The organism is Rhizobium sp. 9140 (assembly GCF_900067135.1).
Lineage (GTDB): Bacteria > Pseudomonadota > Alphaproteobacteria > Rhizobiales > Rhizobiaceae > Ferranicluibacter.
The window spans coordinates 142391-167048 of sequence record NZ_FJUR01000005.1 but is presented as its reverse complement, the minus strand read 5'-3'; the positions used below and the strand labels follow the sequence as shown (position 1 = coordinate 167048).

26 protein-coding genes and 2 pseudogenes are annotated in these 24658 nt (G+C 57.8%); 6 read left to right on the top strand and 22 right to left on the bottom strand.

What is annotated here, in order from left to right; translation table 11 throughout:
• Nucleotides 1-101: 101 nt before the first annotated feature.
• From GA0004734_RS24675 to trbB, 13 genes are all read right to left on the bottom strand, one after another.
• Nucleotides 102-953, bottom strand: coding sequence for a protein-L-isoaspartate O-methyltransferase family protein (locus GA0004734_RS24675; RefSeq protein WP_080823890.1), 852 nt, complete (start codon nt 951-953; stop codon nt 102-104).
• Nucleotides 943-1593: a recombinase family protein gene (locus GA0004734_RS24670; protein WP_080823891.1), complete on the bottom strand. Its 651-nt coding sequence runs from the start codon at nt 1591-1593 to the stop codon at nt 943-945. The genes GA0004734_RS24675 and GA0004734_RS24670 overlap by 11 nt, the downstream gene beginning before the upstream one ends.
• Nucleotides 1594-1798: 205 nt before the next feature.
• A complete protein-coding gene (gene trbI / locus GA0004734_RS24665; protein ID WP_080823892.1) occupies nt 1799-3097 on the bottom strand; it encodes an IncP-type conjugal transfer protein TrbI in 1299 nt (432 codons plus the stop codon).
• A gap of 13 nt (nt 3098-3110) precedes the next feature.
• Nucleotides 3111-3557 carry a conjugal transfer protein TrbH gene (gene trbH, locus GA0004734_RS24660; protein ID WP_080823893.1) on the bottom strand — a complete coding sequence of 149 codons (447 nt, stop codon included), beginning with the start codon at nt 3555-3557 and terminating at the stop codon, nt 3111-3113.
• 3 nt (nt 3558-3560) lie between these two features.
• Nucleotides 3561-4391, bottom strand: a complete 831-nt coding sequence (trbG, locus tag GA0004734_RS24655) for a P-type conjugative transfer protein TrbG (protein ID WP_003501721.1) — start codon at nt 4389-4391, stop codon at nt 3561-3563.
• A 15-nt stretch (nt 4392-4406) separates the two neighbouring features.
• Nucleotides 4407-5069: a conjugal transfer protein TrbF gene (locus GA0004734_RS24650; protein WP_003501718.1), complete on the bottom strand. Its 663-nt coding sequence runs from the start codon at nt 5067-5069 to the stop codon at nt 4407-4409.
• A 20-nt stretch (nt 5070-5089) separates the two neighbouring features.
• Nucleotides 5090-6271, bottom strand: coding sequence for a P-type conjugative transfer protein TrbL (trbL, locus tag GA0004734_RS24645; protein WP_080823894.1), 1182 nt, complete (start codon nt 6269-6271; stop codon nt 5090-5092).
• Nucleotides 6265-6468: an entry exclusion protein TrbK gene (trbK, locus tag GA0004734_RS24640; protein WP_080823895.1), complete on the bottom strand. Its 204-nt coding sequence runs from the start codon at nt 6466-6468 to the stop codon at nt 6265-6267. The genes trbL and trbK overlap by 7 nt, the downstream gene beginning before the upstream one ends.
• Nucleotides 6465-7274, bottom strand: a complete 810-nt coding sequence (trbJ, locus tag GA0004734_RS24635; protein WP_080823896.1) for a P-type conjugative transfer protein TrbJ — start codon at nt 7272-7274, stop codon at nt 6465-6467. The genes trbK and trbJ overlap by 4 nt, the downstream gene beginning before the upstream one ends.
• The gene (locus GA0004734_RS24630) at nt 7267-9702 is read right to left on the bottom strand and encodes a conjugal transfer protein TrbE (protein ID WP_092938694.1); all 2436 of its coding nucleotides are present in this window, start codon (nt 9700-9702) and stop codon (nt 7267-7269) included. Before GA0004734_RS24630 ends, trbJ begins: the two co-directional genes overlap by 8 nt.
• Before the next feature lie 9 nt (nt 9703-9711).
• Nucleotides 9712-10011 carry a conjugal transfer protein TrbD gene (locus GA0004734_RS24625; RefSeq protein ID WP_080823897.1) on the bottom strand — a complete coding sequence of 100 codons (300 nt, stop codon included), beginning with the start codon at nt 10009-10011 and terminating at the stop codon, nt 9712-9714.
• Nucleotides 10004-10390, bottom strand: coding sequence for a TrbC/VirB2 family protein (locus GA0004734_RS24620; protein ID WP_035243728.1), 387 nt, complete (start codon nt 10388-10390; stop codon nt 10004-10006). Before GA0004734_RS24620 ends, GA0004734_RS24625 begins: the two co-directional genes overlap by 8 nt.
• Entirely contained in the window at nt 10380-11345 is a 966-nt protein-coding gene (trbB, locus tag GA0004734_RS24615; RefSeq protein WP_080823898.1) for a P-type conjugative transfer ATPase TrbB, read from the bottom strand. The genes GA0004734_RS24620 and trbB overlap by 11 nt, the downstream gene beginning before the upstream one ends.
• A gap of 368 nt (nt 11346-11713) precedes the next feature.
• Between trbB and repA the strand changes: the two genes are divergently transcribed.
• The 4 genes from repA (at nt 11714) to GA0004734_RS24595 (ending at nt 16808) form a co-directional block, all read left to right on the top strand.
• The gene (gene repA / locus GA0004734_RS24610; protein WP_003501703.1) at nt 11714-12910 is read left to right on the top strand and encodes a plasmid partitioning protein RepA; all 1197 of its coding nucleotides are present in this window, start codon (nt 11714-11716) and stop codon (nt 12908-12910) included.
• 120 nt (nt 12911-13030) lie between these two features.
• Nucleotides 13031-13990, top strand: coding sequence for a plasmid partitioning protein RepB (repB, locus tag GA0004734_RS24605; protein ID WP_080823899.1), 960 nt, complete (start codon nt 13031-13033; stop codon nt 13988-13990).
• 174 nt (nt 13991-14164) lie between these two features.
• Entirely contained in the window at nt 14165-15382 is a 1218-nt protein-coding gene (repC, locus tag GA0004734_RS24600) for a plasmid replication protein RepC (protein ID WP_080823900.1), read from the top strand.
• 304 nt (nt 15383-15686) lie between these two features.
• Nucleotides 15687-16808, top strand: coding sequence for a hypothetical protein (locus GA0004734_RS24595; protein WP_234882109.1), 1122 nt, complete (start codon nt 15687-15689; stop codon nt 16806-16808).
• A gap of 43 nt (nt 16809-16851) precedes the next feature.
• On the opposite strand, the gene GA0004734_RS24590 is transcribed toward GA0004734_RS24595, so the two are convergent.
• The 5 genes and pseudogenes from GA0004734_RS24590 to GA0004734_RS24570 form a co-directional block, all read right to left on the bottom strand.
• Nucleotides 16852-17739 carry a hypothetical protein gene (locus tag GA0004734_RS24590; RefSeq protein ID WP_080823902.1) on the bottom strand — a complete coding sequence of 296 codons (888 nt, stop codon included), beginning with the start codon at nt 17737-17739 and terminating at the stop codon, nt 16852-16854.
• A 232-nt stretch (nt 17740-17971) separates the two neighbouring features.
• Nucleotides 17972-18376, bottom strand: a complete 405-nt coding sequence (locus GA0004734_RS24585; protein WP_094513383.1) for a hypothetical protein — start codon at nt 18374-18376, stop codon at nt 17972-17974.
• A gap of 56 nt (nt 18377-18432) precedes the next feature.
• Nucleotides 18433-18654, bottom strand: a pseudogene (locus tag GA0004734_RS26635) (integrase); the annotation flags it as partial.
• Nucleotides 18655-18758: 104 nt separating this feature from the next.
• Nucleotides 18759-18894: pseudogene (locus tag GA0004734_RS26630) on the bottom strand (type II toxin-antitoxin system VapC family toxin); the annotation flags it as partial.
• A 69-nt stretch (nt 18895-18963) separates the two neighbouring features.
• Entirely contained in the window at nt 18964-19443 is a 480-nt protein-coding gene (locus tag GA0004734_RS24570; RefSeq protein ID WP_080823904.1) for an Lrp/AsnC family transcriptional regulator, read from the bottom strand.
• An 85-nt stretch (nt 19444-19528) separates the two neighbouring features.
• On the opposite strand from GA0004734_RS24570, the gene GA0004734_RS24565 reads away from it, so the two are divergent.
• Entirely contained in the window at nt 19529-20476 is a 948-nt protein-coding gene (locus tag GA0004734_RS24565; protein WP_080823905.1) for a DMT family transporter, read from the top strand.
• Nucleotides 20477-20544: 68 nt separating this feature from the next.
• Here the strand turns inward: GA0004734_RS24565 and GA0004734_RS24560 are convergent, their stop codons facing one another.
• From GA0004734_RS24560 to GA0004734_RS24540, 4 genes are all read right to left on the bottom strand, one after another.
• The gene (locus tag GA0004734_RS24560; protein ID WP_234825410.1) at nt 20545-20982 is read right to left on the bottom strand and encodes a GNAT family N-acetyltransferase; all 438 of its coding nucleotides are present in this window, start codon (nt 20980-20982) and stop codon (nt 20545-20547) included.
• Nucleotides 20983-21309: 327 nt separating this feature from the next.
• Nucleotides 21310-22275, bottom strand: a complete 966-nt coding sequence (locus GA0004734_RS24550; protein WP_169692224.1) for a helix-turn-helix transcriptional regulator — start codon at nt 22273-22275, stop codon at nt 21310-21312.
• Between the two features lie 65 nt (nt 22276-22340).
• Entirely contained in the window at nt 22341-22523 is a 183-nt protein-coding gene (locus GA0004734_RS24545) for a hypothetical protein (protein WP_136883662.1), read from the bottom strand.
• 256 nt (nt 22524-22779) lie between these two features.
• Nucleotides 22780-23820 (bottom strand): site-specific integrase, encoded by a 1041-nt coding sequence (locus GA0004734_RS24540; protein ID WP_245292639.1) that lies wholly within the window; start codon nt 23818-23820, stop codon nt 22780-22782.
• A gap of 227 nt (nt 23821-24047) precedes the next feature.
• Between GA0004734_RS24540 and GA0004734_RS24535 the strand changes: the two genes are divergently transcribed.
• Nucleotides 24048-24653, top strand: coding sequence for a recombinase family protein (locus tag GA0004734_RS24535; protein WP_003501158.1), 606 nt, complete (start codon nt 24048-24050; stop codon nt 24651-24653).
• Nucleotides 24654-24658 lie beyond the last annotated feature (5 nt).

Genomic DNA, 24658 nt, shown 5'->3' with positions numbered 1-24658 from the left:
AAAATACCCGCGAGGATATCTTCCGGAACTTTGCGCAGCGCATTACCCACCGGGCGAGGGTCATTTCCCAAGTTGGCTCCAGGAGATTGCCAAAGTTAACTTCAATGGATCGCACTGGCAGGCTCGGTGGAGAACCAAACGTCGGGATAGATGGCTATCGCGCTTTCGTCAGGGGCGCGATCGGCCGTTCTCCACAGCGAGCGAATGGACCGAGCTTCCGGAAAACTGGCTGGCAACATGGAAGCAGTGACCTCCCTCGACGCGCCCACGCATGGAATAAACCAGGCAGGCATCAGGGGTGTGACGCTAAAGCCCCCGTTTTCTGCCCGCACCAGCAATGTCAGCGCGACCTCCTCGCTCGGTCGCCACGGAAAGATCATCCGTCCGCCGGGCTTCAGCGCCCTTAACCACTCGGTCGGCGGTGCGGCCACGCCGGCGTTCACGTAGATCACGTCCGACAGCGGCAACCGCTTCCTCGTAGCATCACCCGTGATGACATCTACGCCTTCAAACGGTTCGAGGTTCTGCGTGGCCTCTCCGGCCAGGTTCCCGTCGATTTCGAATGCGGTAACCTTGCCTGTGGGCAAGACGAGCATTGACAGGATCGCGGTGTAATACCCGGTTCCTGCGCCGACATGCGTGACGGCCTCCCCGCGCTGTGGCGCTACCGCTCCTATCCATGCCGCATGAAGCGAAGGTTCGCCGTTATTGATCCCCTTTTGTGCATCCAGCGCCACGAGGGCATTTTGATAGAGGTAGACTGGATCAGCGCTCGGCGTCTCAAAGTACCGGAGGTTAACCATGACTTTCCAAGGGCCGGGAGGGAAAAAAGCTTCGCGAGGGACAGCCTCGAAAGCTCTCTCAAGCCGCGGATCAGACGATCTGCTGGCCGCCGCCATGAGGCGGGCATAAAACCCTCTGATTTCTTCGATGCTGGCTCGCTCATTTAACATGGGGAGGTCTCCTGTCCGCGCTGGATTTGGGCGACAGCAAGGAAACCCCGACCGTACGCGCCTCGTCCGAATCTTCATCCTGTTCAAACTTCATCGCTGCCGTCAGCCGCGCAATGGTTGCTCGATGCACACGAAACAGCCGTGCCACATCGGCCGGTTTCCGGCCGGCCTCGAGCATGTCGATGATTTCTGCGCGCTGTTCATCATTGAATTTCGGCGGTCGGCCTCCAACGCGGCCTTGTTCACGAGCAGAATTCAATCCCGCGCGAGTTCTTTCGCGTACCATGGCGCGCTCGAATTCGGCAAATGCCCCGAGCATCTTCATCATCATGCGACCCGCCGGGCCCGAAGTGTCCACGGCTTCGGTCAACGACCGGAAGCTGGCGCCGGCTGCTTCCACCTTGTCCAGGATATGGAGAAGATCCTTCAGCGAACGGGAGAGTCGGTCGAGTTTCCAGACGACGAGGGTGTCTCCGTCGCGCAGCTGGTCAAGCAACCGATGAAGCTCAGGCCGATCCCATCGAGCACCTGATGCCTTTTCATCAAATACACGTTCGCAACCGGCTTCCCAGAGCGCCTCTATCTGGGTTGCCGCCTCCTGGCCGTCGTTCTTCGAAATCCGCGCGTAGCCGATTAACATGTTCTGCTACATAAACCTGTTGCCAATCACAATTTGGCAACAGGTTTATGCGCAAGTCAAGCATTTATGAATCCTGGAGCGAACGACAATATCAAAGGTAATGATTTGGCAGCCGTACCAAAATCTGCACCTCAATTAACACGGTTCCCATTTGACTCGGTAAATTGAGTGAAGCGCAACGAGGCCGGAGGCTGGCCAGTCATTTTTAGTTCGAATAAAGGTTCGGGAAAATGACGTCCTGATCTACGATCACGTTGAACCGGTAGCCCGGCCTAATGTTGATCGTCGGCTGCACATTCAGGTTTTTAGAGATCGTTTGCTCGGCAACCCGACCAAAAGTTTCCGCGAAATTTCGCCGGGCTGCATCCGACGCCGTATCCTGAGTGGCAAGTGTCGAGCTTTCCGGTACCGCCATGTCGATGCCTGTCCCGATGAGAGCGACGAGCGCAGCGGAGCCGAATGTCCGCAGATAATGATTGTCCACCTTATCGCGGAAGCCGCTATACCCCTCAGAGTCGGTCCCTGCCATGCCGCCGATCTGCAGCGTAGACCCATTCGGGAAGATGATGTCGGTCCAGACCACGAGGACTCGACTCTGGCCAAAGGAAACCTTGCTGTCATAGCGTCCAAAGAGTTTCGTCCCCTGCGGCACCAGCAGGAAGTGACCCGTCGCGCTGTCATAGACATTCTGGCTCACCTGGGCAGTGATCCGGCCAGGTAGGTCCGAATTGATGCCGGTGATCAAGGTAGCGGGAATGACTGAGCCACGCTTCAATTCGTATCGAGACTGCTGCAGCACGACCTGATTGGGCAGGTAGCCAAGCTCTTTGATGTCAGCATTGAAGAAATCCTCTTTCGAAGCCTGGCCGTTGGGATCCCCGGCTTGTCCAGCTATGCCCCCTCTCAACGCTGCAGCATAAAGATCTGAGGCACCGCTTGGACCCGTCGTTCCCTGTGTGCGCTCAGTCGTGCTGTCGGCATGGCCTCCCTTTGCGGCAATGTCCGATATGTCGACCTTCAACGGCGAGTCGATGGCGGCGCCTTTTGCCTGAAGGCTCGCCATGCGCTGTCGCTGCTGCTCGCGCGCGATCTGTTCTCGCTGCTCGCGCAGCATGCGGGCGTTCCATTCCTCATCCGATTCCATGCGTGGCCGTCGGGTGTCGCGAGGTTCCTCTTTAGCTTCGGCTTCAACAGGTTGGTTGACGACCGTCCTGCTCGTGTCGGGGGTGGGCTGGAAGACAGGCTGTTCCTCCTGATCACCGATAATACCATCCTTCACACCCCGCTTCATCTGTTCCGCAAAACTGGACGCCGGACTATTCGATCCGGCTTCATTCGGAAGGTCATGACCGAAGCGAAGCCCACGGGAGGAGAGCCCGTACACGAGCACTGCAAGAAAAACGACCGCGATGCCGATACCGAGAAAGAGTGGGACGCGATTGAGGCGCTTCATCCCCTGGGTGTCGGCAGAGCCGTTTGTTCCCAACTGAAGAGATTGGACCATGATCGTTTCCGCCTCAGTTGCGCTTCATCAAAGAAAGCGGGCTTGCAGGCGTCGCGACGCCGTTGGTGACGGAGTACGCACGCCCGAGCTCAAGCGTGTCCGTCGACAACCTGACGAGGACCTGTCCATCGGAGGCGACAATCGAATAAGCCACCTCGACAGGCTTGGGCCCGTCTTTCGCGCTTGTGGCCTTTTCGTCGCCAATGATGGAGAACCCCCATCCCTTCAGCGCAGATTCCAGTGAGACGGCAAAATCGGAACTATCCTTCTTGAGCCTGATCGGCGTAGCGGTCGATCCGGCCTGCTCGGCAAAGCGCCCCGCCATATCACCGGCAATCGCGCTCGCTGCCGGCTCCGTAACGTCAACGGAGGCGGCGCTTGTGGTCAGACCGTCGGTTGCGCTTTGACAACCCGCAAGGCTCAGGCAAAAGGCAATCGGCAGAAGGCAGCGACGCAACATGTTTCAGCCTCCCCGCCGGATGGTGATTTTCTGCTGCCTCCAGCCAACTCCCGATAACAGCACGGCCTTGTCGATATTGTAGTCGACGATCATCATGTCATTCTTCAGCCGGTAGTTGACGATGCGGTTTTGTCCTCCCGAAACGACGAAGAGAACGGGCGCGTCCTGACCGGAAATTGCGCGCGGGAACTGGATGTAGGTCTTCTGGCCATCGGAATAGACCCGCTTTGGTCGCCAAGGCGCGCTGCCGCTCAATGAGTAGGAAAACGCCAGCTGTTCCGGCGGTACGCCGCCGCCCGGTCCACTCATCGACTGGATCCTGGCATTGATGTCCGAAAGCTTGGTCGACGCATCCTCCGGATATTCGAAGCCGACGCGTGCCATGTATTGGCTGGGATGCGATTTCAGCTGGATATGATACGTCCGCCGAGATGTCGTGACGACCATCGAGGTTACCAGGCCGGGTTCGGAGGGCTTGACGATCAGATGGATTGCTTGCCCGGTCGCGGCGCCCGATGTAGCCGGCTCGACCTTCCATCGAACAGTATCGCCAACCAGAACATCGCGGACGATCTCCCCACCTTGTAGCTCGATATCGCAGACTTGAAGAGGTGAACATACGACAGACGGTTGGGTCTCGCCGAAGAGGAAGATCACCTTCCCATCTGGGCCGCGCGTGACCAATCCCGCCTGACCGCGCCATTTTCCGGACAGATTGGTGCCTTTCACCTCGTTGTTGGTCAGGCTTTGCGAAAGCGCCGGCGTCGGTGCGCCGGCCGTTACGCCCAGTGCAAGCAAGCAGCCAACCGCTGCATATCCGTATAGGGTCCCCATTGCATTTCCCTGCCCTTAGAGTTGTGCGGTCCAGTCGAAGTCGGTCACGTACACCCCGATCGGGTTGAGCCGGATTGTTGCTTCGTCCTGCGGTGAAGTGATCGCGACGGTGGCGATGCCGCGGAACCGGCGAGTTGCGACTTCCTTGCCCTTCCGGTCACGCTCGTATTCTGTCCAGTCGATCTGATAAGTCTGGTTGGAGAGTGCGACGATGTTGTTCACCTCAATCGCAATGGTCGCATTCACGGCCTTTTCAAAAGGCGAGTTTCCGCGGAACCAGGCATTGACCTTTTGCGTCGAGGGATCACTTGTCCGCAGCAGTGCGTAAGTGCGGTCGATATATTGCTTTTGAACCACCGCATCGGGTGTAATGGAGCGAAAGCTTGCAACGAAATTCCCCAGCGTGGCGCGCACGACCCGGGCGTCGGCATATTCGATCTGTTGCGGGAAACCTCCCGACACTGTGTTGCCGAGCTTGTCGACCTCGACGATGTAGGGCACAAGTTTCACTTGCGTGCTCAGATACAGCGCATAGCCGAAACCTATGACGGCCATAGCCAGGCTCAAGATTCCGACAGCCCTCCATGCAGAGGCGGCTCTCACGTAGGAGCCATACCGCTCAGACCATTCCTGTCTCGCCGCAAGATATGGATTATCCGGTGCGCGTTGCGCTGCCATGCTCGTTTCCTGTCTGATTGTTAAGATTTATCCGGCCGTTCTGGCGGCGGAGTGGAGGACGATGATTTGCCGCGAGCCTGATCAAGCTTGGCGTTCGCGAGGCCCAAGATCGATCCGGCATAAGCGCCGGGAGAGCCGATCGCCTTATCCTTAGCTGCTGATCCGGCCGCCATTGCGCCGGATGTGAAGCCGGCTCCCATGCCTCGAAGAGCCGCGCCCGATGCGGAGGCCCCTCCGGCCCTCGCAGCCTGCGCCGCCGCAAACCCTGCTCCGACGGCACCAGCACCGAGGAAGGCTCCGCCCGCCGCAAACGAAGCGGCCTGGCCGCCGTGGCGGATCGTCTCCATCCCACCGGACACGGAGGCCCCCTGCACCACGCCCTGAATGATGTTGGGAACATACAGAGCGATTATGAAAACAACGACGGAGATTCCGGCAATCGCCAGCGTTGTGATGAATTGATCGGATTCGGCCGTCGGTGCCTGCGCGAGACCAAGAAGAACATTTGAGCCGATCTTGGCGATCATCACGAGCGCCATCAGCTTCATGCCGACGCCAAAGGCATAGACAAGATACCGAATGGCGAAGTCCTTGGTGAACGACGATCCACCCAGTCCAAGCATGATCATGCCGGCGAGAAGCCCCACATACATCTCGACCATAACGGATACGAAAATCGCAGCCACGAGCGAGAAGCAGATAACGACGATGCCCATCGCGAGCACAGCTGCGATTGCAAGCGCATTGTCTTCGAAGACCCCGAATTTCGCCTGCTCCGACATCTGGGATGCAACGCGGATCCCGGCGTCGAAGACTTCGGCGGGCGATGCGGATCCGCCGCCAGCGCCGATCTGAAAGAGGCTATCGACAACCGCCTTGGCAAAGGTTGGCCCCTGGGTCAGGACGAACGCGAAGAAGCCGATGAACATGATGCGGCGGACAAGTTCGGCAAACCAGCTGTCGAGAGAGGCGGCCTGCGTCGCGAGCCACACCGCCGCGATGCCAACTTCGATCCCGGCGAGGATCCAGAACAGCGACTGTGCTGCATCCATAATGGTGGTTTCCCAGCCTTTTGCGGCCGTGGAAACCTGGTTCTCCAATTCCGTGAGGACTTGACCTTGCTGTGCAATGGCCGGTGCCGCCAAGAAAATGCAGGTCGCGCCGGCAAGCAGGAAGATCCGCGTCAAATCACGCCTCACCATCTCGGCCGCATCTCCTGCCCCTTTTCAATCGGGGACAGATCCTTGCCTGTCCCGAAGAACTTCTCACGTGCGGCGCGCTGCTCTCCGCTCATCTCAGGCGCAGCGGTGGTCCTGTTTTGGGCAAAGATTACGGCAGATACAGCGACGAGGGCGCAGCCGCCTGCAAGGACGGAAACGATCAGAACGGTTCTGGTCACCAGCGCGGCTCCATTTTTTGCCCGGTCGGGACCGACTGGACATCGGCATTGAAGAAATTCTCGCGGCGAGCCTGGGCAAGATCCTTGTCGGTCTGTTCGCTTTGCAGCCAGGTTCCCATCATTGTCGTCTGCTGCGAGACAATCCCCCGAAGCTTCTGCATTTGGGCCACCTGTTGGGCAGCAATCTGATGGCCAACCTGCAGGGCCTTCATCTGGCCGTCGGCCGATTGCGACATTGAGCGCAACGCGCTCATCGTCTCTTCTTCGCTGTCAAACTGATCAGCGGTCAGGCTTGCGGCTTTGAGAGTACTCGAAATCGTATCCCGGTTCGTGGTCGACCAGGTTTGATAGGTCGACGAGAAGCTCTCAGCATTAGGCAGGCTCGTCTTTAGATCAGCGTAGCTTTTGAACCGCTGCTTCAGCAGGTCGTCCGCGTTACTCATTTGAAACGCGATGCCTTGACCTTGATCTACGAGGTCTCGCAGCTGATCGAGGTCGTTCTCGACCTCTCCCCAGATATGGTTTGGAAGCTGCGCAGTGTTCTGCAGCATGTTCTGGTAAATGTTGAGCTGGTTCTGAATCTGCTCGGCAAGCTGGGTGATCTGCTTGATCTGGTTTTCGATCTGGGTACCGGATTGGCCGACCAGCGAGATCAGCTCGCCATTATTGAGAAGCTGCGTCCACTCTGTAGCGCCGCCGGCCGCGGAGCCGGCGAAGGATAGAGTCGGTGACAATGCGAGGCCGAGGTTTATGGAGACAGTGGCGATTGCCCTAAGCGTTTTTTGAAACCGGCTGCCATTACGCATAGCGATTGATCCCCCTTTCGATGAGCCATTGCCCCGGCCACTCCTTGCCATGGGCGGATTGAAGCGCCCGGATGCGGGCAAGGTCGGATTTCCCGGACGCGCCGACGAAAGACAGCGTAACCGGACCAAGTGACATGTCGAAAAGCCGGCGGCCGTCTGGCGAGGTCACATAATATTCCCGCTTGGGGATGGCGTTCGCGACGATGTCGATCTGCCGTTCGTTGAAGCCGATCCGCTCATAAAACTCCCGTGTACCGGTTTCCCGGGCAGCACCATTTGGGAGGCAAATCTTGGTCGGGCAGGATTCCTTCAGGACGTCGATAATGCCTGAACGCTCGGCGTCTGAGATCGATTGCGTCGCGAGAATGACGGCGCAATTGGCCTTTCTCAGAACCTTGAGCCACTCCCTGATCTTGTCCCGGAAAACCGGATGACCCAGCATCAGCCAAGCCTCATCGAGGATGATCAGGCTCGGCGAACCGTCCAGGCGCTTCTCGATGCGGCGGAACAGATAGGTCAGGACCGGCACGAGGTTTCGCTCACCCATGTTCATAAGCTGTTCGATCTCGAAACATTGGAAGCGGCCGAGCGCCAGGCCATCATGCTCTGCGTCGAGCAGCTGTCCCATTGGCCCGTCGACCGTATAGTGATGAAGCGCGTCCTTGATGTCGCGCGCCTGGACGCCACTGACGAAATCGGAAAGCGATCGGCCGGGCGCTGCGGCCATCAAGCCGATCTGCCTGGAAATGGCGTTGCGATGGTCCGGATTGATCGTAACACCCTGCAAGGCCACGAGAGTTTCGATCCACTCGGATGCCCAGGCGCGATCCCCATCGCTCGACAGATCCGAAAGCGGGCAGAAGGCGAGTTTAGCACCCTCCCCGTCCTCGGCGCCGATCGCGTAGTGGTCGCCCTCGACAGCGAGCGTTAGAGGCAGCATTGAGTTACCCTTGTCAAAGGCGAAGACCTGGGCTTGCTCATAGCGGCAAAACTGCGCTGCGATCAGCGCAAGAAGGGTGGACTTGCCCGAGCCGGTCGGACCGAAAATCAGACTGTGGCCGACGTCGTTGACATGCAGGTTCAGCCGAAACGGCGTCGAACCAGACGCTACCTGCATCAGCGGCGGCGCATCGTGCGGATAAAACGGGCATGGCGCCGTCGGACTTCCCGACCAGACCGAGTTGAGTGGGATGAGGTCTGCCAGATTACGGGTGTTGATCAAGGGCTCCCGAATGTTGCAGTACCAGTTCCCCGGCAGGCTTCCGAGAAAGGCGTCGGTCGCGTTCAGGGTTTCGATGCGCGCACCAAATCCTTCGGCCTGGATGAGGCGGCGGACAGCTTCAGCCTTCTCCTGCAGAGCCTCCAGTCTCTCGTCGAAGAGAATGACCACTGGCGTATAGTAGCCGTACGCCACGAGCTGTGAGGACGCTTCGGCAATCGCGTCCTCTGTTTCCATGACCATCGCCATTGCGTCCTGATCAATCGAGCGGGACTGCGTTTGGAATAACTGGTCAAAAAACGGTCGAACCTTCTGCTGCCATTTCTTGCGCGTGCGCTCCAGCCGCTGCTTTGCTTCTTCGGCGTCGAGGAAGATGAAGCGTGACGACCACCTATAGGTCAGAGGCATCAGGTCGAGGCTGTTGAGGATACCCGGCCAGCTCTCCGCCGGTAGTCCATCAATCGCCACGACGCCGAGGAAACGATTCTCAACCCGCGGAGTGAGGCCGTGCTCCATCTCCGCTGTTACCAGCCAGTCGAGATACATGGGGATTTCAGGCAGCCGAATGGGATGATTTTCGCCAGTGATCGTGAAACGGATGAACTGAAAAAGATCGTCATAGCGGGCAACCCTGGCGCCGCCACGCTCCGGCACCTCGCGGGTGAGCATGCGTTGAATCGAAACCGAATTTCCAAGGTATTGCTCGATCTCGCGAATCGACCGCCGAAACGTCTCCAGCACGGTATCGGCATAGCTCGCCGTGCGGCTTTCGGTGTCCGAGTATATGTAGCGGGTCAGGCCGGAGCGGCGTCGTTCCGGCGGTCGATACGTCATGATCAGGGCGTGCCGGCTTTCGAAATGCCCTTGCTCCCGCGCGAAGTGGTTGCGTCGCTCGTCATCGATCATGCGCGTAACGGCGTCGGGAAAATGGCTTCGGTCAGCCGAAGGATAGTCGATAGTCGGGAAGCGGACCGCCTCGACCTGGATCATCCAGCCCGAACCCAGCCGCGACAGGGTCGCGTTGATCTGCCGGGACAGCTCATTGCGTTCAAAGTCGGTTGCACTTTCAGAGTCCGGGCCAGCAAAGTACCAACCCGCCATCAGACTGCCGTCCTTGAGAAGAATTATTCCGTTATCGACGATCCCCGCATAAGGGACGAGTTCCGAGAACGATGGGCCGGCGGAGCGAAATGAGCGCAAAGCAACCATCATAAACCCTCAGAACTGTCGCCAGGGCGAAGACGTTGGCAGGTAATGCGGCCGATATCGCATGTGGCGCACATAAACCTGCCGCATCATTGGGTCGGCTTTTGCCATCATTTGCAGGACGCCGACGATAACAATCCAGATCAATATCCCGAAGAGCGCCGAGTAGACTGTGAGCACGACGAAAATCAAAATCACCGCCGCAAGCCCGGTCAGGAGCACAAGCTCCCGGTCAGCACCCATCAAGAGGTTTGGGCGCGAAAGAGCGCGGTGGACCCGATTGCGGTGGAGATTGACCCTTGGCTCAGCCATTGCCCCCCTCCCCTTCCGCGCTGGTGGGCGGCGTTGTGGGTTGGCCTGCGAATTGCCCAATCCCGATCGAGGCGCCCGTCGAACCGAAGAGGCCGACAATCGTGGTGGCACCGAGAAGGATGCCGGCGACAAGGACGACATACATCAGCCGCCGTGCGAAATCATTGAGCTCGCCGCCGAAGATCAACATGCCACCAGCGATCGCGACGGCGGCCAGCGCGATATAGCCCGCGACCGGCCCGGTGATTGATTCCTGGATCTGTTCGAGTGGGCCCTCCCACGGGAGGCTCCCTCCTGAACCCGCAAACGCCGGAGCGGCAATCGATGCGCAAATGAACGCGGCGGCTATTCCCAAACGAAGGGAGCGATTATGCGGCATGGCTGTCCTCATCGATTTGCGGATAGTGCTCTGTCTGATAACGGGATCCGCTGAAACCCTCGACATGAAGGACCTCCCGCACCCGCCTCCCCCGGCCGGCGCGCTCGATCGAAATCACCAGATCGACCGCTTCGCCGATGACCGCTTGCATCGGCTGCTGGCTTGCCTCTGCTGTCAGTTGCTCGAGGCGCCGGAGCGCCGACATCGCGGTGTTTGAGTGGATTGTCGTCACGCCGCCCGGGTGGCCGGTGTTCCACGCTTTTAGCAAAGTCAAAGCTGCACCATCTCTGACTTCTCCAACGATGATGCGATCTGGTCGCAGGCGCATTGTGCTCTTGAGAAGCCGGGCCATATCGACGGTATCGCTCGTGTGGAGGCTGACGGCATTTTCTGCGGCACACTGGATTTCGGAGGTGTCTTCAAGGATCACAATCCGATCCTCCGGTGCGGCGGTCACGACTTCAGCAATCACGGCATTTGCAAGTGTCGTTTTCCCAGATCCGGTTCCGCCGGCGATAACGATATTGAGCCGGTTGGCGATAGCGCTGCGGATGATCGCTGCTTGCGCGTCCGTCATGATCTTTGTGTTCACATAGTCCTCGAGGGGGATGAGCTGCGACGCGCGACGACGGATGGTGAACGTCGGCGCGCCGACCACTGGTGGAAGCAATCCCTCGAACCGGTGACCTCCGATGGGAAGCTCACCCGAAATGATCGGGCGGTCACTGTCGGCCTCCGACTGGAGGGCGTGCGCCACCGAACCAATGACCGTTTCGGCAGCTGTCGCGGCCATCTCGCCAGCCGGAGCTACGCCGTGGCCCAGGCGTTCGATGAAGAGTTTGCCGTCCGGATTGAGCATGATTTCAACGACGGTCGGATCGTCAAGGGCAATGCAAAGCCGCTCACCAAGTGCATCCTGCAATTTGCGGACAAGGCGGGAGTGCGATTGAAGCATGGGGGAAACCGTCTCCTCGTTTGAGTGTGTGAAGAGACAGACCGTGAAGATCGCAGATTGTCGAGGTGCAAATTTGCATCTCGTAGTGTGCAAGTGATTCCGTCAGGCTTGCTGCGATTCGGCCCCTGACACTCTATTTTCGCTGGACGGTGGCGATTGAGTCACAGGAAAGATCTGCAGAGTTAACTCTTCGCTTCTTGCGGTAACCCGCTGGAATCTAACAATGAGTCCGGGAGACGTTCGAAACCAGCAAATCGCGTTAAGACTTTGTTAACTTTAAAATTCTTGCAAAACGCGGTGGAATGGGTTGTCCTATCGACGGCAAAAAGGTGTGTTTACGAAAATTACCGTGTGTACGAGAGGACGACGTGGAAAATCCCGCCCAGCTTCAAAAAGCTATTCATAAACTGATAGCGGCCCACGCGCGAGACCTCTCTGGCGCATTGCACGAGCATCGCATCAAGCTGTACCCGCCGGAGGCACGCAAGACGCTCCGGTCTTTTTCGTCAACCGAGGCGGCGAAGCTCATTGGAGTAAACGACGGGTATCTCCGCCATCTTTCAATCGAAGGAAAAGGGCCTCAGCCTGAGATCGGCAATAACAATCGCCGTTCCTACTCCGTCGACACCATTCAGGCGCTGCGCGAGTATCTCGACGAGAACGGCAAGGGTGACCGCCGTTATTCGCCAAGGCGCTCCGGTAGTGAGCATCTTCAGGTTATCACGGCAGTCAATTTCAAGGGTGGTAGCGGCAAGACGACGACGGCCGCGCACCTCGCTCAATATCTTGCTCTGAATGGCTATCGGGTCTTGGCAATAGACCTCGATCCGCAGGCGAGTATGTCCGCGCTTCACGGGTTCCAGCCAGAGTTCGACGTCAAGGACAATGAGACGCTCTACGGGGCCGTTCGCTATGATGAAGAACGTCGACCTATGAGGGACGTCGTCAAGAAGACCTACTTCCCGAATCTGGATCTTGTCCCCGGCAATCTCGAGCTGATGGAGTTCGAACACGATACCGCAAAGGTACTAAGCTCCAATGATCGGAAGAATATCTTCTTTACGAGAATGGATGACGCGATTGCGTCCGTGGCTGATGACTACGACGTCGTTGTCGTTGATTGCCCTCCGCAGCTCGGCTTCCTGACCATTTCGGCTCTTTGCGCGGCGACGGCGGTTCTTGTTACTGTCCATCCGCAGATGCTCGATGTCATGTCGATGTGCCAGTTCCTCCTGATGACCTCCGAGCTTCTAAGCGTGGTCGCAGATGCCGGGGGCAGCATGAATTATGACTGGATGCGTTACCTGGTCACCCGGTATGAGCCGGGTGATGGACCGCAAAATCAGATGGTGTCGTTTATGCGAACCATGTTCGGCGATCATGTCTTAAATCACCCTATGCTGAAGAGCACGGCCGTTTCTGACGCTGGCATCACCAAGCAGACACTTTACGAAGTGAGCCGCGATCAGTTTACGAGGGCGACCTACGATCGAGCAATGGAGTCGCTCGACAACGTCAACAGCGAGATTGAGCAGCTTATCCAGTCATCGTGGGGTCGCAAATGAGGCCCGCCCCGACCGCAAAATCGATCCTTCGCGGCAAGTTGCCAGCCGGAAACTCGTCCCCCCCTCCCCTTCTAGGGCGCGCGGAGACAATCAATTGTGCCAAACGCGAGAGGAAAGTTGATGGCTAGAAAACATCTTCTCTCGGAGCTCAAGGCTTCATTGACTTCGACGGACCACACGGGTGAGTCAACCTCTACAGTCGCGGCTCCGCCCCATTACGCCCCAAGGGGTGCAATCGGGGCGGTATCTCGTTCGATTGAGGCTCTGAAGTCTCAGGGTTTGACCGAGATCGATCCTGATTTGATCGATGCGCCGGCCGTTACGGATCGGCTCGACGAAGATGACGATCAATTCGAAGAGTTTGCTCGCAACATTCGTGAGAACGGGCAGCAGGTTCCAATTCTTGTCCGCCCTCATCCGACGATAGAGGGCCGTTATCAGATTGCATATGGCCGCCGCCGCTTGCGCGCAGTCAAGGCGGCAGGCGTCAAGATCACAGCCGCGATCAGGTCTCTGACGGACGACGAGCTTGTCCTGGCTCAGGGTCAGGAAAACAGCGCACGCCAAGATCTCTCCTTCATCGAGCGGGCACTTTATGCCGCGCAGCTTGAGGCAAATGGATATCAGCGCTCCGTTATCATGGCCGCGCTTGCAGTTGATAAGAGCAACCTGTCGCGGCTTATCCAAGCGGCGACCCAGTTGCCAGCCGACGTCATTCGCCTCATCGGTGCCGCTCCGAAAACAGGGCGTGATCGCTGGTACGAATTGTCCTCACGACTGAGCGCAGATGGAGCACTTGAAACGGCGCGTGCACTGCTTTCTGACAAAGCAATCATGTCCATGGCCTCGGACGAACGTTTTGCCCGTATTTTTGATGCGGTGGCGCCGAAGAAAACGAAAAGCGCTAAGTTTAAAACGGAAGTCTGGCAGGCCGACGATGGCGTCAAGGCTGCCAGCTTCAGACAGGATAAAAAGACACTGACCCTGATGATCGACAAGAAGGCGGCGCCGGAATTCGGCGAGTACCTGATGTCGGCCCTGCCCGAAATCTATGCATCGTTCAAAAAGACGAGGCAGTAGATGAAGCGAAACAAAGAAAGGTATCCGTAGCGCAAAGAAAAAGCCCTCCGAAACGGTGTTCCAGAAGGCCTCTCTCAGTTTGGTCGCTTAGAGAATCGCACTTCCTGGAATCACAGTCAAGAGTCAACGTCGATCCGGCGTAGCCTTTTCTTTGCCTTGTGAAAGGTGAAGGACATGGAAACTGGTTATTTAACGACGCCCTTTGGGCGGCGGCCGATGACGCTTGCCCTGGTGCGGCGTCAACAGGCAACTGAACAGGCCCCGGCGGAAGCCTCGGTGGATAAGTGGCGTGTCTTTCGGGACGTCGGGGACGCTCGTTCTAGGCTCGGCATTCATGATCGCGCGCTCGCTGTTTTGAACGCTCTCTTGTCGTTCTTTCCAGCCACCGAATTAAGCGCCGATCGCAGCCTCGTCGTTTTTCCATCCAACGCCCAGCTCTCCGCGCGCGCAAACGGCATAGCCGGAACCACATTGCGTAAATGCCTTTTGGCCTTGGTCGAGGCGGGCATCATCATCCGCAAGGACAGCCCGAATGGAAAGCGATATGCTCGCAAAGACGATGAGGGCAGAATTGAAGATGCCTATGGGTTTAACCTTGCCCCTCTTGTAAGCCGCGCCGCTGAATTCGCTGCGCTGGCCCAGGAGGTTGCGGCCGAGCAGCGCCGCTACCGCTTAGTGAAAGATCGGCTGACGATCGTGCGGCGAGATGTTCGAAAGCTTATCACCGTCGGCTTAACGGAAGGCGTTGCTGGCGACTGGCATGCTGCGGAAGACGCCTTTATCAACATCGTAGGGCGGTTTAAGAGGAGGCCAACGCTTGGCGACCTGGAATCGAGCCTCGACGAAATGACGCTTCTGCACGAGGAAGTGTCCAGGATGTTGGAAACACGAGAAGAATCCAAAAAAACCGATGGCAATGACATCGCATCTGGTTGCCACATACAGAATTCAAATACCGACTCTATCCATGAACTTGAACCTCGCTTCGAAAAGAAGCCGGGGGAAAGACCTGAGCCAAACAGCCGGCCTAAGCTGAAAGACGAGCCGCAGACCTTCCCGTTGTCGATGGTTCTGAGGGCATGCCCCGAAATTGGGAACTTCGGCCCCGGAGGATCGATCGGGAATTGGCGGGAGTTGATGGCCGCGGCCGTAACTGCTCGTTCGACGCTCGGCGTCAGTCCGTCGGCATATGAGGAGGCCTGCGAAGTCATGGGGCAAGCGGCGGCAGCGATTGCTATCGCCTGCATTTATGAACGTGCAGGACATATAAACTCGGCCGGCGGTTATCTCCGAGACTTGACGTCGAAGGCGCGGCGAGGGGAATTTTCGCTTGGCCCGATGCTGTTTGCGCTGCTAAGGGCGAACAACCAGTCCTTGAGAGCGACATCATAACGCCGCGGGGGACTAATCCGTTGATTATAAACCATTAAATGCGATAGATTGTGAAAGTTTCCGGCTGACAACTTTTCGATCCTTGGTCAAGATGCATCGCAACAGCTTAAGGCCGAACCGGAGAATTTAACGAGGGCACTCCATGTGGCGAGCAAAGCGTAAACTCTTGAGCGTGAAACAGGTCAGTGCACACCGGCCGACGTCTTCGCGATTGATCATGGGCCGGGAGCCTGGAAGCATGGAGTTGTCGTTTACGCCAGCAGAACTGTATGGGGCGATGGCCCAATGCTCGAGTCGGCGCCGAATGGACCAGCAAGCAGCGCGAGCTCATGTAGCATTTTGCAGGCATCTGATCGCTCGCCACGTTGATGAAAAAGGGGAACGCTTCGCACTTCTGGACTCATCTCGAGATCTGAAAGACTATGTCAGGAAGGCAATGACGGGGCTGGTGGGAGACGGCATCGCTTATCTTCATATGGCCCGCGACGGATATCGATGGGTCGATCATTTTGAAAGCCATGTGGTGCACGGAAAGAAGCCGACAGCTCGATCTCCCGATTTCATTTTCAGCCGCAGCAATGATTTCTTTGTGGCACTGGCCGAATCCAAGGCAACAAAGGGTACCTCGAAGAAGGCGTTCAATGAACGCGTTGAGGACGGTTACAAAAATCAGGTTGAGCCTTATCTAGGTCGCAAGATCGGCAGCTGGATTGCCTCTCACGGCTTTTCTGTCGGAAGCTGGATGACACCGGTAAAAGGGGCAGAAATCTTCGTCCACCATACGGATGCAGCCGATCCGACAACTGTCGAAGGGTCAGCTGCCGAAGAGCGATCTGATCCCACCGGAGTGCGGTTCGGAAGCTACTGCGGCGTGCTAACCCTTCTTTTCGGACCGGAAGTTGGAGAGGCTGCGCGCGCGCGTGCGTGGCGTCCGTCCGAGCAGAGTTTTTCGACTGTTGTCTGGCTCGACCGCACCTGGATCCTTGGTGAAGAAATTGCGCCGGAATCTTTCGTGGTTGGCAAGGATGGAAGGGTCGCGTTTAAACAAACAACGTTCCGCTGGTTCAATGGCCTGGCAATTGACCTGGAGATCGCAAAGCGCGTGTTCGCCTACATCGAAGCGGAAGCGCCCGAAGCACATTCTCTGGAGAACCTTCCTGAATTCGGTGATGATATCGTTGAAGCGGCCAAGCAGGCTGGCGGGGCAATTTTCCCGGACGGTTTTGCGGTCCTGGGGAATGAAAAGGATCTTGCGGAATTCAGGCCAGGTTCCGTCGCTCCAAGACAGGCTGCTGAAATCGTGAGAGCTGGCGATATTAGAATAGCGACATCAAACACTGAGCTGCTCTCTTATCAAGGCGCGGGATACGAACAGAAAGCTTTAGAGGAGCCAGTTCGAAACGCGGGTCTTCTACCTCGAGATTGAGAGCTCACAATGTCGAGCGACCAGCCATCTTTTTGCATTCGTGTCAGCCAGCAGGAAAGAGCGCGCCAGGTGTTAGGAGGTTTGCCCGTATGAACGACTGGCAGACCCGGCCAATCTTGATCATCTGTCCAATATCCTGGGGCAAAGTAGGATAGATTTCGCATATTTCCTCTTCAGGGTCGTGGAGAAAAACTGGAACGAATATGCCGAGCTGCTCCCGCCTTCGATGCAGCTCTTGCATCGTTCCATACTCCTGAGCCCTTAACGCTGTAGAGATCTGCCTGTCGTATTCCTCAAGAGCTGCTGCTGCCTCAGAGTCATAAGCTGCTGGAGGAACATACAACGGCATGCGGTGTGCCGCGGGGTTTCTCCGTTTCTTTACATCTTCTTCCCAGGTAGAAAACGGAGATAATGTGGTGGCAAGGTGTTGTAGTTTCGGATCTGCAGCGAAGGCAGGCTTGAAAAGACTGATGGAGAGTGGTCTTGCGGCTTGCGTGCCGGCACTGCCTGCCTGATGGACAATCGTCCACGCATAGTTATCGAGTAGGCCGAGAATGTTGATGTAGATCGCGTTGAGGTCGCGGCACGCTTCGTCAGACTGTTCGAGTGTTAGTGGGGCAGCACGATCGGGCATTATGATACTTTGGAAGCTGCGAAATGAAGCTATCAGCATCCTGAGGCGCCGCAGTACGCCAAACCGCATGAAATATTCTGCAGTCTTTGAGAGCCCGCCTCCCTCGACCAATACGGCCGCGTCTCCCAAAAGCTGGTTCAGTGCGTTGTTTACACCATAGATGTGGTTCTCCTTCGCCTGATTATCGAAGTACCGGTCGTTGAGAGCATTCGCGCCCCGGACGAAGAGCCTTTCGGCCTGTGCCGCGTGAACAGCAAATTCTACCTCACGGACTCCGAATTCGTCGTCGAAGGTCATTCTGCAATCCTCATGCTCGTGCTGATGACGTGACGAATGGCGAGTGCGGGAGAGAATGTCAACGCAATGACTTTGAGCGAGGGCATGGTTTTGTTCAGGCTACTTGCGCCAATCCTGTCCGTGCTCCAGAGCGAACCTGCAAGAGTATCAACGAATTAATTCTGCAGGCACGGCTACTGACTGTCTTTGCCGGAACGAAATCATCGATCACGTCCTCCGGACGACCGTGCACTCAACCTTTGTAATTGCTTAAGCCCGAGCCTACCCATAGCCCCGCGCGACGAACGCGGCCCGGGGTCGGGATCAGGCGTAAGCTGAACCGCCCCCTCGCCCGTTTCTCAAAGAAGCGGATTATGCAAATTTCCGGTAACGTATTGAAATAAAGAGATAAATAGCCACGAGTAAGAAAAGTTTCCGGCTGGCAACTTTTTGCACACCGAAATAGCGCTGGCTGAGGGGTGTCGAGTAACCGGGTCTTGGCGCATTGATTGATGACATCTTTCAAACCTTCACCTGTGAGGATACCGTTGTCGAGTTGGACTTGGTCCCGATCGAGCCGTCCAAAAGCGATCGCAAATGACGTTTCTGCCGTAGCCCGCCGGCGTGGCCGATCAATAGCGACGATATCGGCAGCCATTACCGCTTCGTTCTCCATTGGCGGGACTGGCGAAGCTTCAGAAGAGTGAAGACAGACCGGCGCTCGATGGTCGACTCGGAATTGGCCTTTGCGCGCTTCGCTCGGCCGTGCCGGAGGCACATGCGGTAATGTAGAGGCCGGTGGTGTGTGGGTTGGATGGGGAGGGGAGATGCCCCGGAGCGACGGCACCACGCGTCCAAATGGTACCACTCGCTGGAGAAAGCTTTGCGGGTGGCGGCGGAACTCGCTGCCTCGATATAGGTGCGGGCCCGATCCGTGCGGTTGAAACTGCGGAGGTAGACCGGGAACTAGCGCCGCCGGTGGCGAGGCGGGGAAGTGGGTTTACCGCGTCGATCGTTGTCGAGATGAGCACCGCTTCGCATCACGCCGCCTTGATATCGGTTTGCGAAAAGTCGTTGCCCATAAAGAGCAAGACTTAGGGATGCCGGGTGGCGGCCCTTGCCGTAGGTCAGCCAGGCCTGCGTCGCCAGAGCGACGAGATCGGCATCGACAGGAACATGTGTGAACGTTCTGAGGCCGTGTTTTTGCCCGAGCGAAGACTTGGGACGCGATATCCCTGACGTTTGTTACAGAGGCGGCAAGCGTCGTTTGACGGATGTTCCCTTTATGACGGCCGTGCTCGTGACGGCGTGTTCCGAGAGCGCTTCGAGAACATCGTCCATCTGCTCGATCGTATGAACGACGAGACGGGCCAAGAAGGGATCATCACCGGTGATCTTGTCGCATTCGACAACTTCCGGGCGCTCCTGAATGAGCCGTTCAACAAAGTGGAGCTTGCCGGGCAGCGGCCTGATCCTCACCATTGCCCTGATCTGGTACCCGATGGCGCGCGTGTCGACATCGACCGTAAAGCCGTTGATGACGCCAGCGGCCTCAAGGCGGCGAACGCGTTCCGATACGCTCGGCGCGGACATACCCACAAGGCGGGAAAGCTCGCTCATCGACAAGCGGGCATCGGAATCGAGTGCGGAGAGAATCCGCGCGTCGGTCGCGTCCAGCGTCGACTTTCCAATATGAAGGTTTTCAGGTGTCTTTGCTTTCGACATGGTAGTTAATTTACCGAAACAGCTTTCAAAGTTCCATATAAAATAGCCAAACCGCATTGCATGATTGCTCCAACAGGAGAAAACCATGCTGCTCGGGATCATCGCCGGCCTCACCACTTGCGCCCTATGGGGACTGACTTTCATCGCCCCGCGCGCCATCGGGCCGTTCACGGCTTGGGATTTGACGATTGCGCGCTATGGCATCTTCGGTCTGGCCTGCCTGCTGTTGATGGCCGATCGACGCTTCCGGCCCACTGGTATTGCGCCATCGCGGCTTTTGATCGGGCTGCTACTCGGCGGCGCCGGATACGTCGGGTACTTCATCAGTGCGGCCTTTGCAGTCCAACTCGCCGGGGCAGCCGTTCCGCCTGTCATCATTGGCACCATGCCGGTGTTCCTGGCGATTATCGCCAATATCCGAGACCGCTGCGCACCATGGAAGGCTCTCGCGCCGCCCTTGGCGCTAATTGCTATCGGCGTGGCAAGTGTGAACGTCGCGACGATAGGCGCGGCCGACGTTGCGGATACAGGGTCAATTTTGCTCGGTGCTCTCGCCAGTTCCGCGGCGTTGGCGATCTGGATCGCCTACGGTCTGGTGAATGCGGGGGTCATGCGGTCAACGGACGCACCGGACGGTCTGCAATGGACGGGATTGCAAGGCATCGGGGCGGCGGTCGGGAGTCTCCTCCTATTGCCACTGGTTTCGTTCGATCTCGGAAATACGGCATCCACAGCGGAAACCTTCCGGTTCATCGCATGGGCGTTGGTGATGGGGCTGGCCGGCTCGTGGTTTGCGACGTGGTGCTGGGTGATCGCGTCCCGCCGCCTGCCGCTGGCTCTCGCTGCCCAGCTTATCGTTGCCGAAACGGTCTTTGGCCTCGCCTACGGCTTTGCGTTCGAGGGGCGCTTCCCAACGCTAGCCGAAGCAATCGGGGTAGCCATGCAGTTCCTCGGCGTCTGTTCCGCAATCGCTGTTTTCAGCAAGCCGCGCACTTCGCTCGGTCTATCGCAAAACTCAGTCGTGCGGGGCTGACTCTTGCGCCTGCTATCTGCGATAGAAATTTCCTTGGGAATTCAGAGCTGGCGATCTTGCTGCAAGTATTAGGATTTTTGCGGCTCTTCGAATGTCTTTTTGAGCCAGATGCAAGCATGGCCAGGAGGAAGGCCCTCGATCCGCCCGAATTCTTCGTAGCCGTTTTTGCGATAGAAGTTGGGGGCTTGAAAGCTGAATGTATCGACGTAAGAACCGATGCAACCCCGTGCCTGCGCTGCCATCTCCGCTCGGCCTAGGAGCTGTATCCCTACATGTTGCCCTCTTGCCGCCGGAGACAACCATAACCAGTCAATAAAGAGCCAAGAGTAAAATGTGCGTCCCTTCAGGCCTCCTTGAACGCCTCCATTGCCGTCGCGCGCGATAACCCACAAATCTTCTGCGTTATCCGGGCCCACCTTTTCCGCGTTGAAGATGTCCAAACCCTCGTCGATTAAGCGTTGCACATCGTCACTTGGAAGGCGTTCTATTTCGACACGAATTGCCAATATTGTTTCCATTCCTATCGCGAAATTCTCGAGACCTGCGACAGCACCTTATCCGAGGCCGCGGGCTTCGGCGACCATCCAGCTACAGAACTGCGCACTGCTCTCGGTTCTGACCGGTGATCCAATTTCAACCGGCTCATATCCAGACGGGGCCACCAACGCGCCGGATCGTGTTTCCCTGGCCGTGAGGATCGGCGGCACGAGCACCATACCAAGACCGGCGACACAAGCATGAAGAGCTGCCTCGTCCGTGAAAAATCAGGATTTCGACGACAGCTATCTCGTCTGCGGTTGGAAAGTGAGCAATGAAGCAACCCCAAGGTTCGGTCAATTGTTGGGTGCCTCAACGCTGAGCAGTGAACGCACCAACGCGGCCTGACTACGCACGCCAGTTTTGTCAAAAATACGCTGGAGTTGAGTGCGTAGCGTATTAGTGCTGACTCTCAGGCGTTCGGCGGCGGCCGCCAGATCGTGTCCATCGACGATGAGACGGGCGAGCCTGATCTGCGCCGGCGACAAACCATAGATTTCCTGCGCCTGGTCAATCCGGCGCGCGATCGTCTGCGCATCATCGAATGATACTAGCGCCTTGCCATCTTCAAGATGGACCCAGCAGTGCATCGGCACCCCCGCCGCATCCTCGCCAAGGATCACCGGCCAAGCCTGCTTCGGCGATAAGGTTAGTCGTGTCTGCCCCTGCAACTCACGAAAAGCCAAGCGGACAGCTTCACGGAGCACGGAGGCGTGTTCGCTTCGCTTGGCGCGGAGTCGACCAGCAGCGATGGCGAGCCCCTGATGGCCCTGTATCCGCTCCTGCGCCAGACGGTTCGTCCACAGAATGCGCATATCTGCGTCAACCTCGATCATCGGGAAGTTCGCCTGCTTGATGGTACTTTCCATCATCACCACGCAACTGATCTTCCAGACCCCATCGATCCTGTGCAGAATTTTTAGCTCGCGTTTAAGGTCATCGCCGCCGTCGATCCCGATTTGGTCGTAAGTGACCCACGCCATGCTCTCAGCAACGATGACGTTGATCTTGTCCCACCGAACATGCTCCGAAAAAGCGCGCCTCTGCGGGAAACGCTCCACGATCGTCTTAAGTCGAGCGGCAATTACGTCCCAGCCTTCATCGACCCGCACCCCAAGTGAGGCGTAATATTCCATTCGCCGCGTCTGCGGCGACTGTACCCAGTGGTTCGCCAATGTTTCGAAGTCCCGCTGCAACCATGCCTCGGTCTCGCTGCGGAGCACTGCCAGGATCGCGTCTTTTTCAGCCTCGCGTTCGTCCATCCATGATCTCCGCAAAATGCCAGGCATTTGCATAGCACGGTCGGAACCATATTCCACGGGGCCGCTCAGGGCAGGGTGATGCCAAGGATCGCGATCATGGCGGCTGCCGTGGCGATCGACCCAAGCAGCCCTGCTTTGAAGCGCAGGCCCGTGTGGTTTGAGTAATAGCGATCCTCGCCCAAAGCAATCATGCACGCTGGTCGAGTCTCGGCTCGAATGTGTGTGATGGCGAGACTGTAGATGTCCACGATTTCTCTCCTGTCCCGGTGCTTCATCCACGCAGCTTCGCATGGAGGGGCACCCCGACTTGTCATGCGAACGCACGACAGCGGGACAGGTTTGCAAAGGAAAATGGAGTCGACCGATTATGTCCGTCAGGCATCACATCGCATGTCTTTCAGCGTTAGTGAAAATCCCCAGCGCTTCGATTTTGCGTCTGACTTCTGCGACGGCGCAGAAACCTGGTTTTTGCAACAGGTAGCGAATGATGTTCCATTCCCGATATCAGAGCCCTGCTGCTTTGGTGAGATTCACTCGAAATCGGTCCCGTCGCCGCTGGTACCGTCGCGTCATCTCGGCGGAAGTGTGGCCCAGATGTTTTTGGATGTAGCGCTCATCGATCTCGGCGGATGAGGCGAGTCCCGCCCGTAGTGAGTGGCCCGAAAATTTGAAAGCCCGCTCGATCTCGCTAAGATCGCCGCGAACGCCGGCGGCCATTGCAGCGCGTTTCACCAGCCTCGCCACTTCCTTGTCATTCAGCCGGTCAGGCCCAACAGCTTTGCCTTGCCCCGTCACACGGCGGAAGAGGGGACCATGCGCAAGCCTGGTGAACCTGATCCACGTCTCGACGGCAAGGACAGGGCAGGTGGCGTCGGACGAACCGCGGCCGATCTCGACCTCGCGCCAGCCGGTCTTGCCGCGCAGGGTGACGAGCATGCCCTTGTCGAGGATCTCGATCCAACCGCGCCCGTCTTCCGTCTGATCTGCTTTGAGATCAAGGCCGACGATCTCCGAGCGGCGCAGACCGCCGGCATACCCGATCAGCAGCATGGCACGATCGCGCAGGCCGCGGAGCGATCCGCGGTCGAGTGTTTCCACCATCGCAATGATATCCTCTGCGAGCACGGCTTCCTTCTGCACCGGCGGCCGCGCATGACTGTTGCGGATGCCGGCCATCACGGTGGAGATCGTACGATCCTTGCGATCAAGGGTCAGCCCGCGTTGCGTATAGTTCCACGAAAGCGAGGAGAGGCGGCGTTCGATCGTCGAAACGGAGTTTGGCTTCGCGCCTCGTTCAGCAGTTCCGGAGGCGCACGCCGTGATATACAGGCCAACGGTCTGTGGATGTGGGGGGAGGGGTGCCAGGTTGGACCGCCGGCACCAGGCAGCATAATGCTTCCAGTCGGAAGCGTAGGCTTTGCGAGTGTTGGCGGAACTCGCCGCCTCGACATAATCGCGCGCGCGATCGGCGAGGGCCTCGAGATGCGCTGGCAGGCGGGGAGTGGCCAAGCCCGAGAGAGGGGAGGGGGTAGGCTCTTCCGGCATCTTGCCCATCGCGATCACGAGATCGACGATATCGGGCAGGTCGGGGCTCTGTGGTCATTTCTACATTAATACACGCTAAGGGCATTTTGCAGGTGACGGGAAACACATGATTTCCGCTCACCGTGATCGCGGGGCAAACTGGCCACGCAATAGGGCCATTTTTTGCGCGACAAACCCTGTCGGAATGTCTGGCTGTGCGGCAACACCTGATTTGAGGTTTGTCGCACATGTTGATCGGTTACATGCGGGTATCGAGTAGTGACGAGCGCCAGTCGGTTGCCTTGCAGCGCGATGCCCTGCTCGCGGCCGGGGTCGATGAGCGCCATCTCCATCAGGATCGCGCTTCCGGAGCGCGTGATGACCGGCCGGGTCTGAAGGCATGCCTCGGCGAATTGCGCGAAGGCGATGTCCTGGTCGTCTGGAAGATAGATCGGTTAGGCCGGTCACTCTCCCACTTGATCCGCATCGTCGAGGATTTGAAGGAACGTGGTGTCGCCTTCCGATCTCTCACGGAGGCGATCGACACCACGAATTCGCACGGCGCGTTTCTGTTCAACCTGTTCGGCTCGCTTGCAGAATACGAGAGAGTGCTGATCACCGAGCGGGTCAATGCCGGCCTGGCGGCGGCTCGCCGACGTGGCCGTAAGGGCGGGAGACCTCCAACGATCGATGCGGAAAAGGTCGAGCAGGTTCTAGCTGCTTTGGAAGCTGGCGCCAGCAAGGCGTCCGTGTGCCGGACGTTCAAGGTGGCGCGCTCGACCTTGATCGACACGTTGAAGCGGACTGGATGGACAGGCCCCGGCAAGACCGGCACGCCCGAAACCGTAGTTTGACGAGT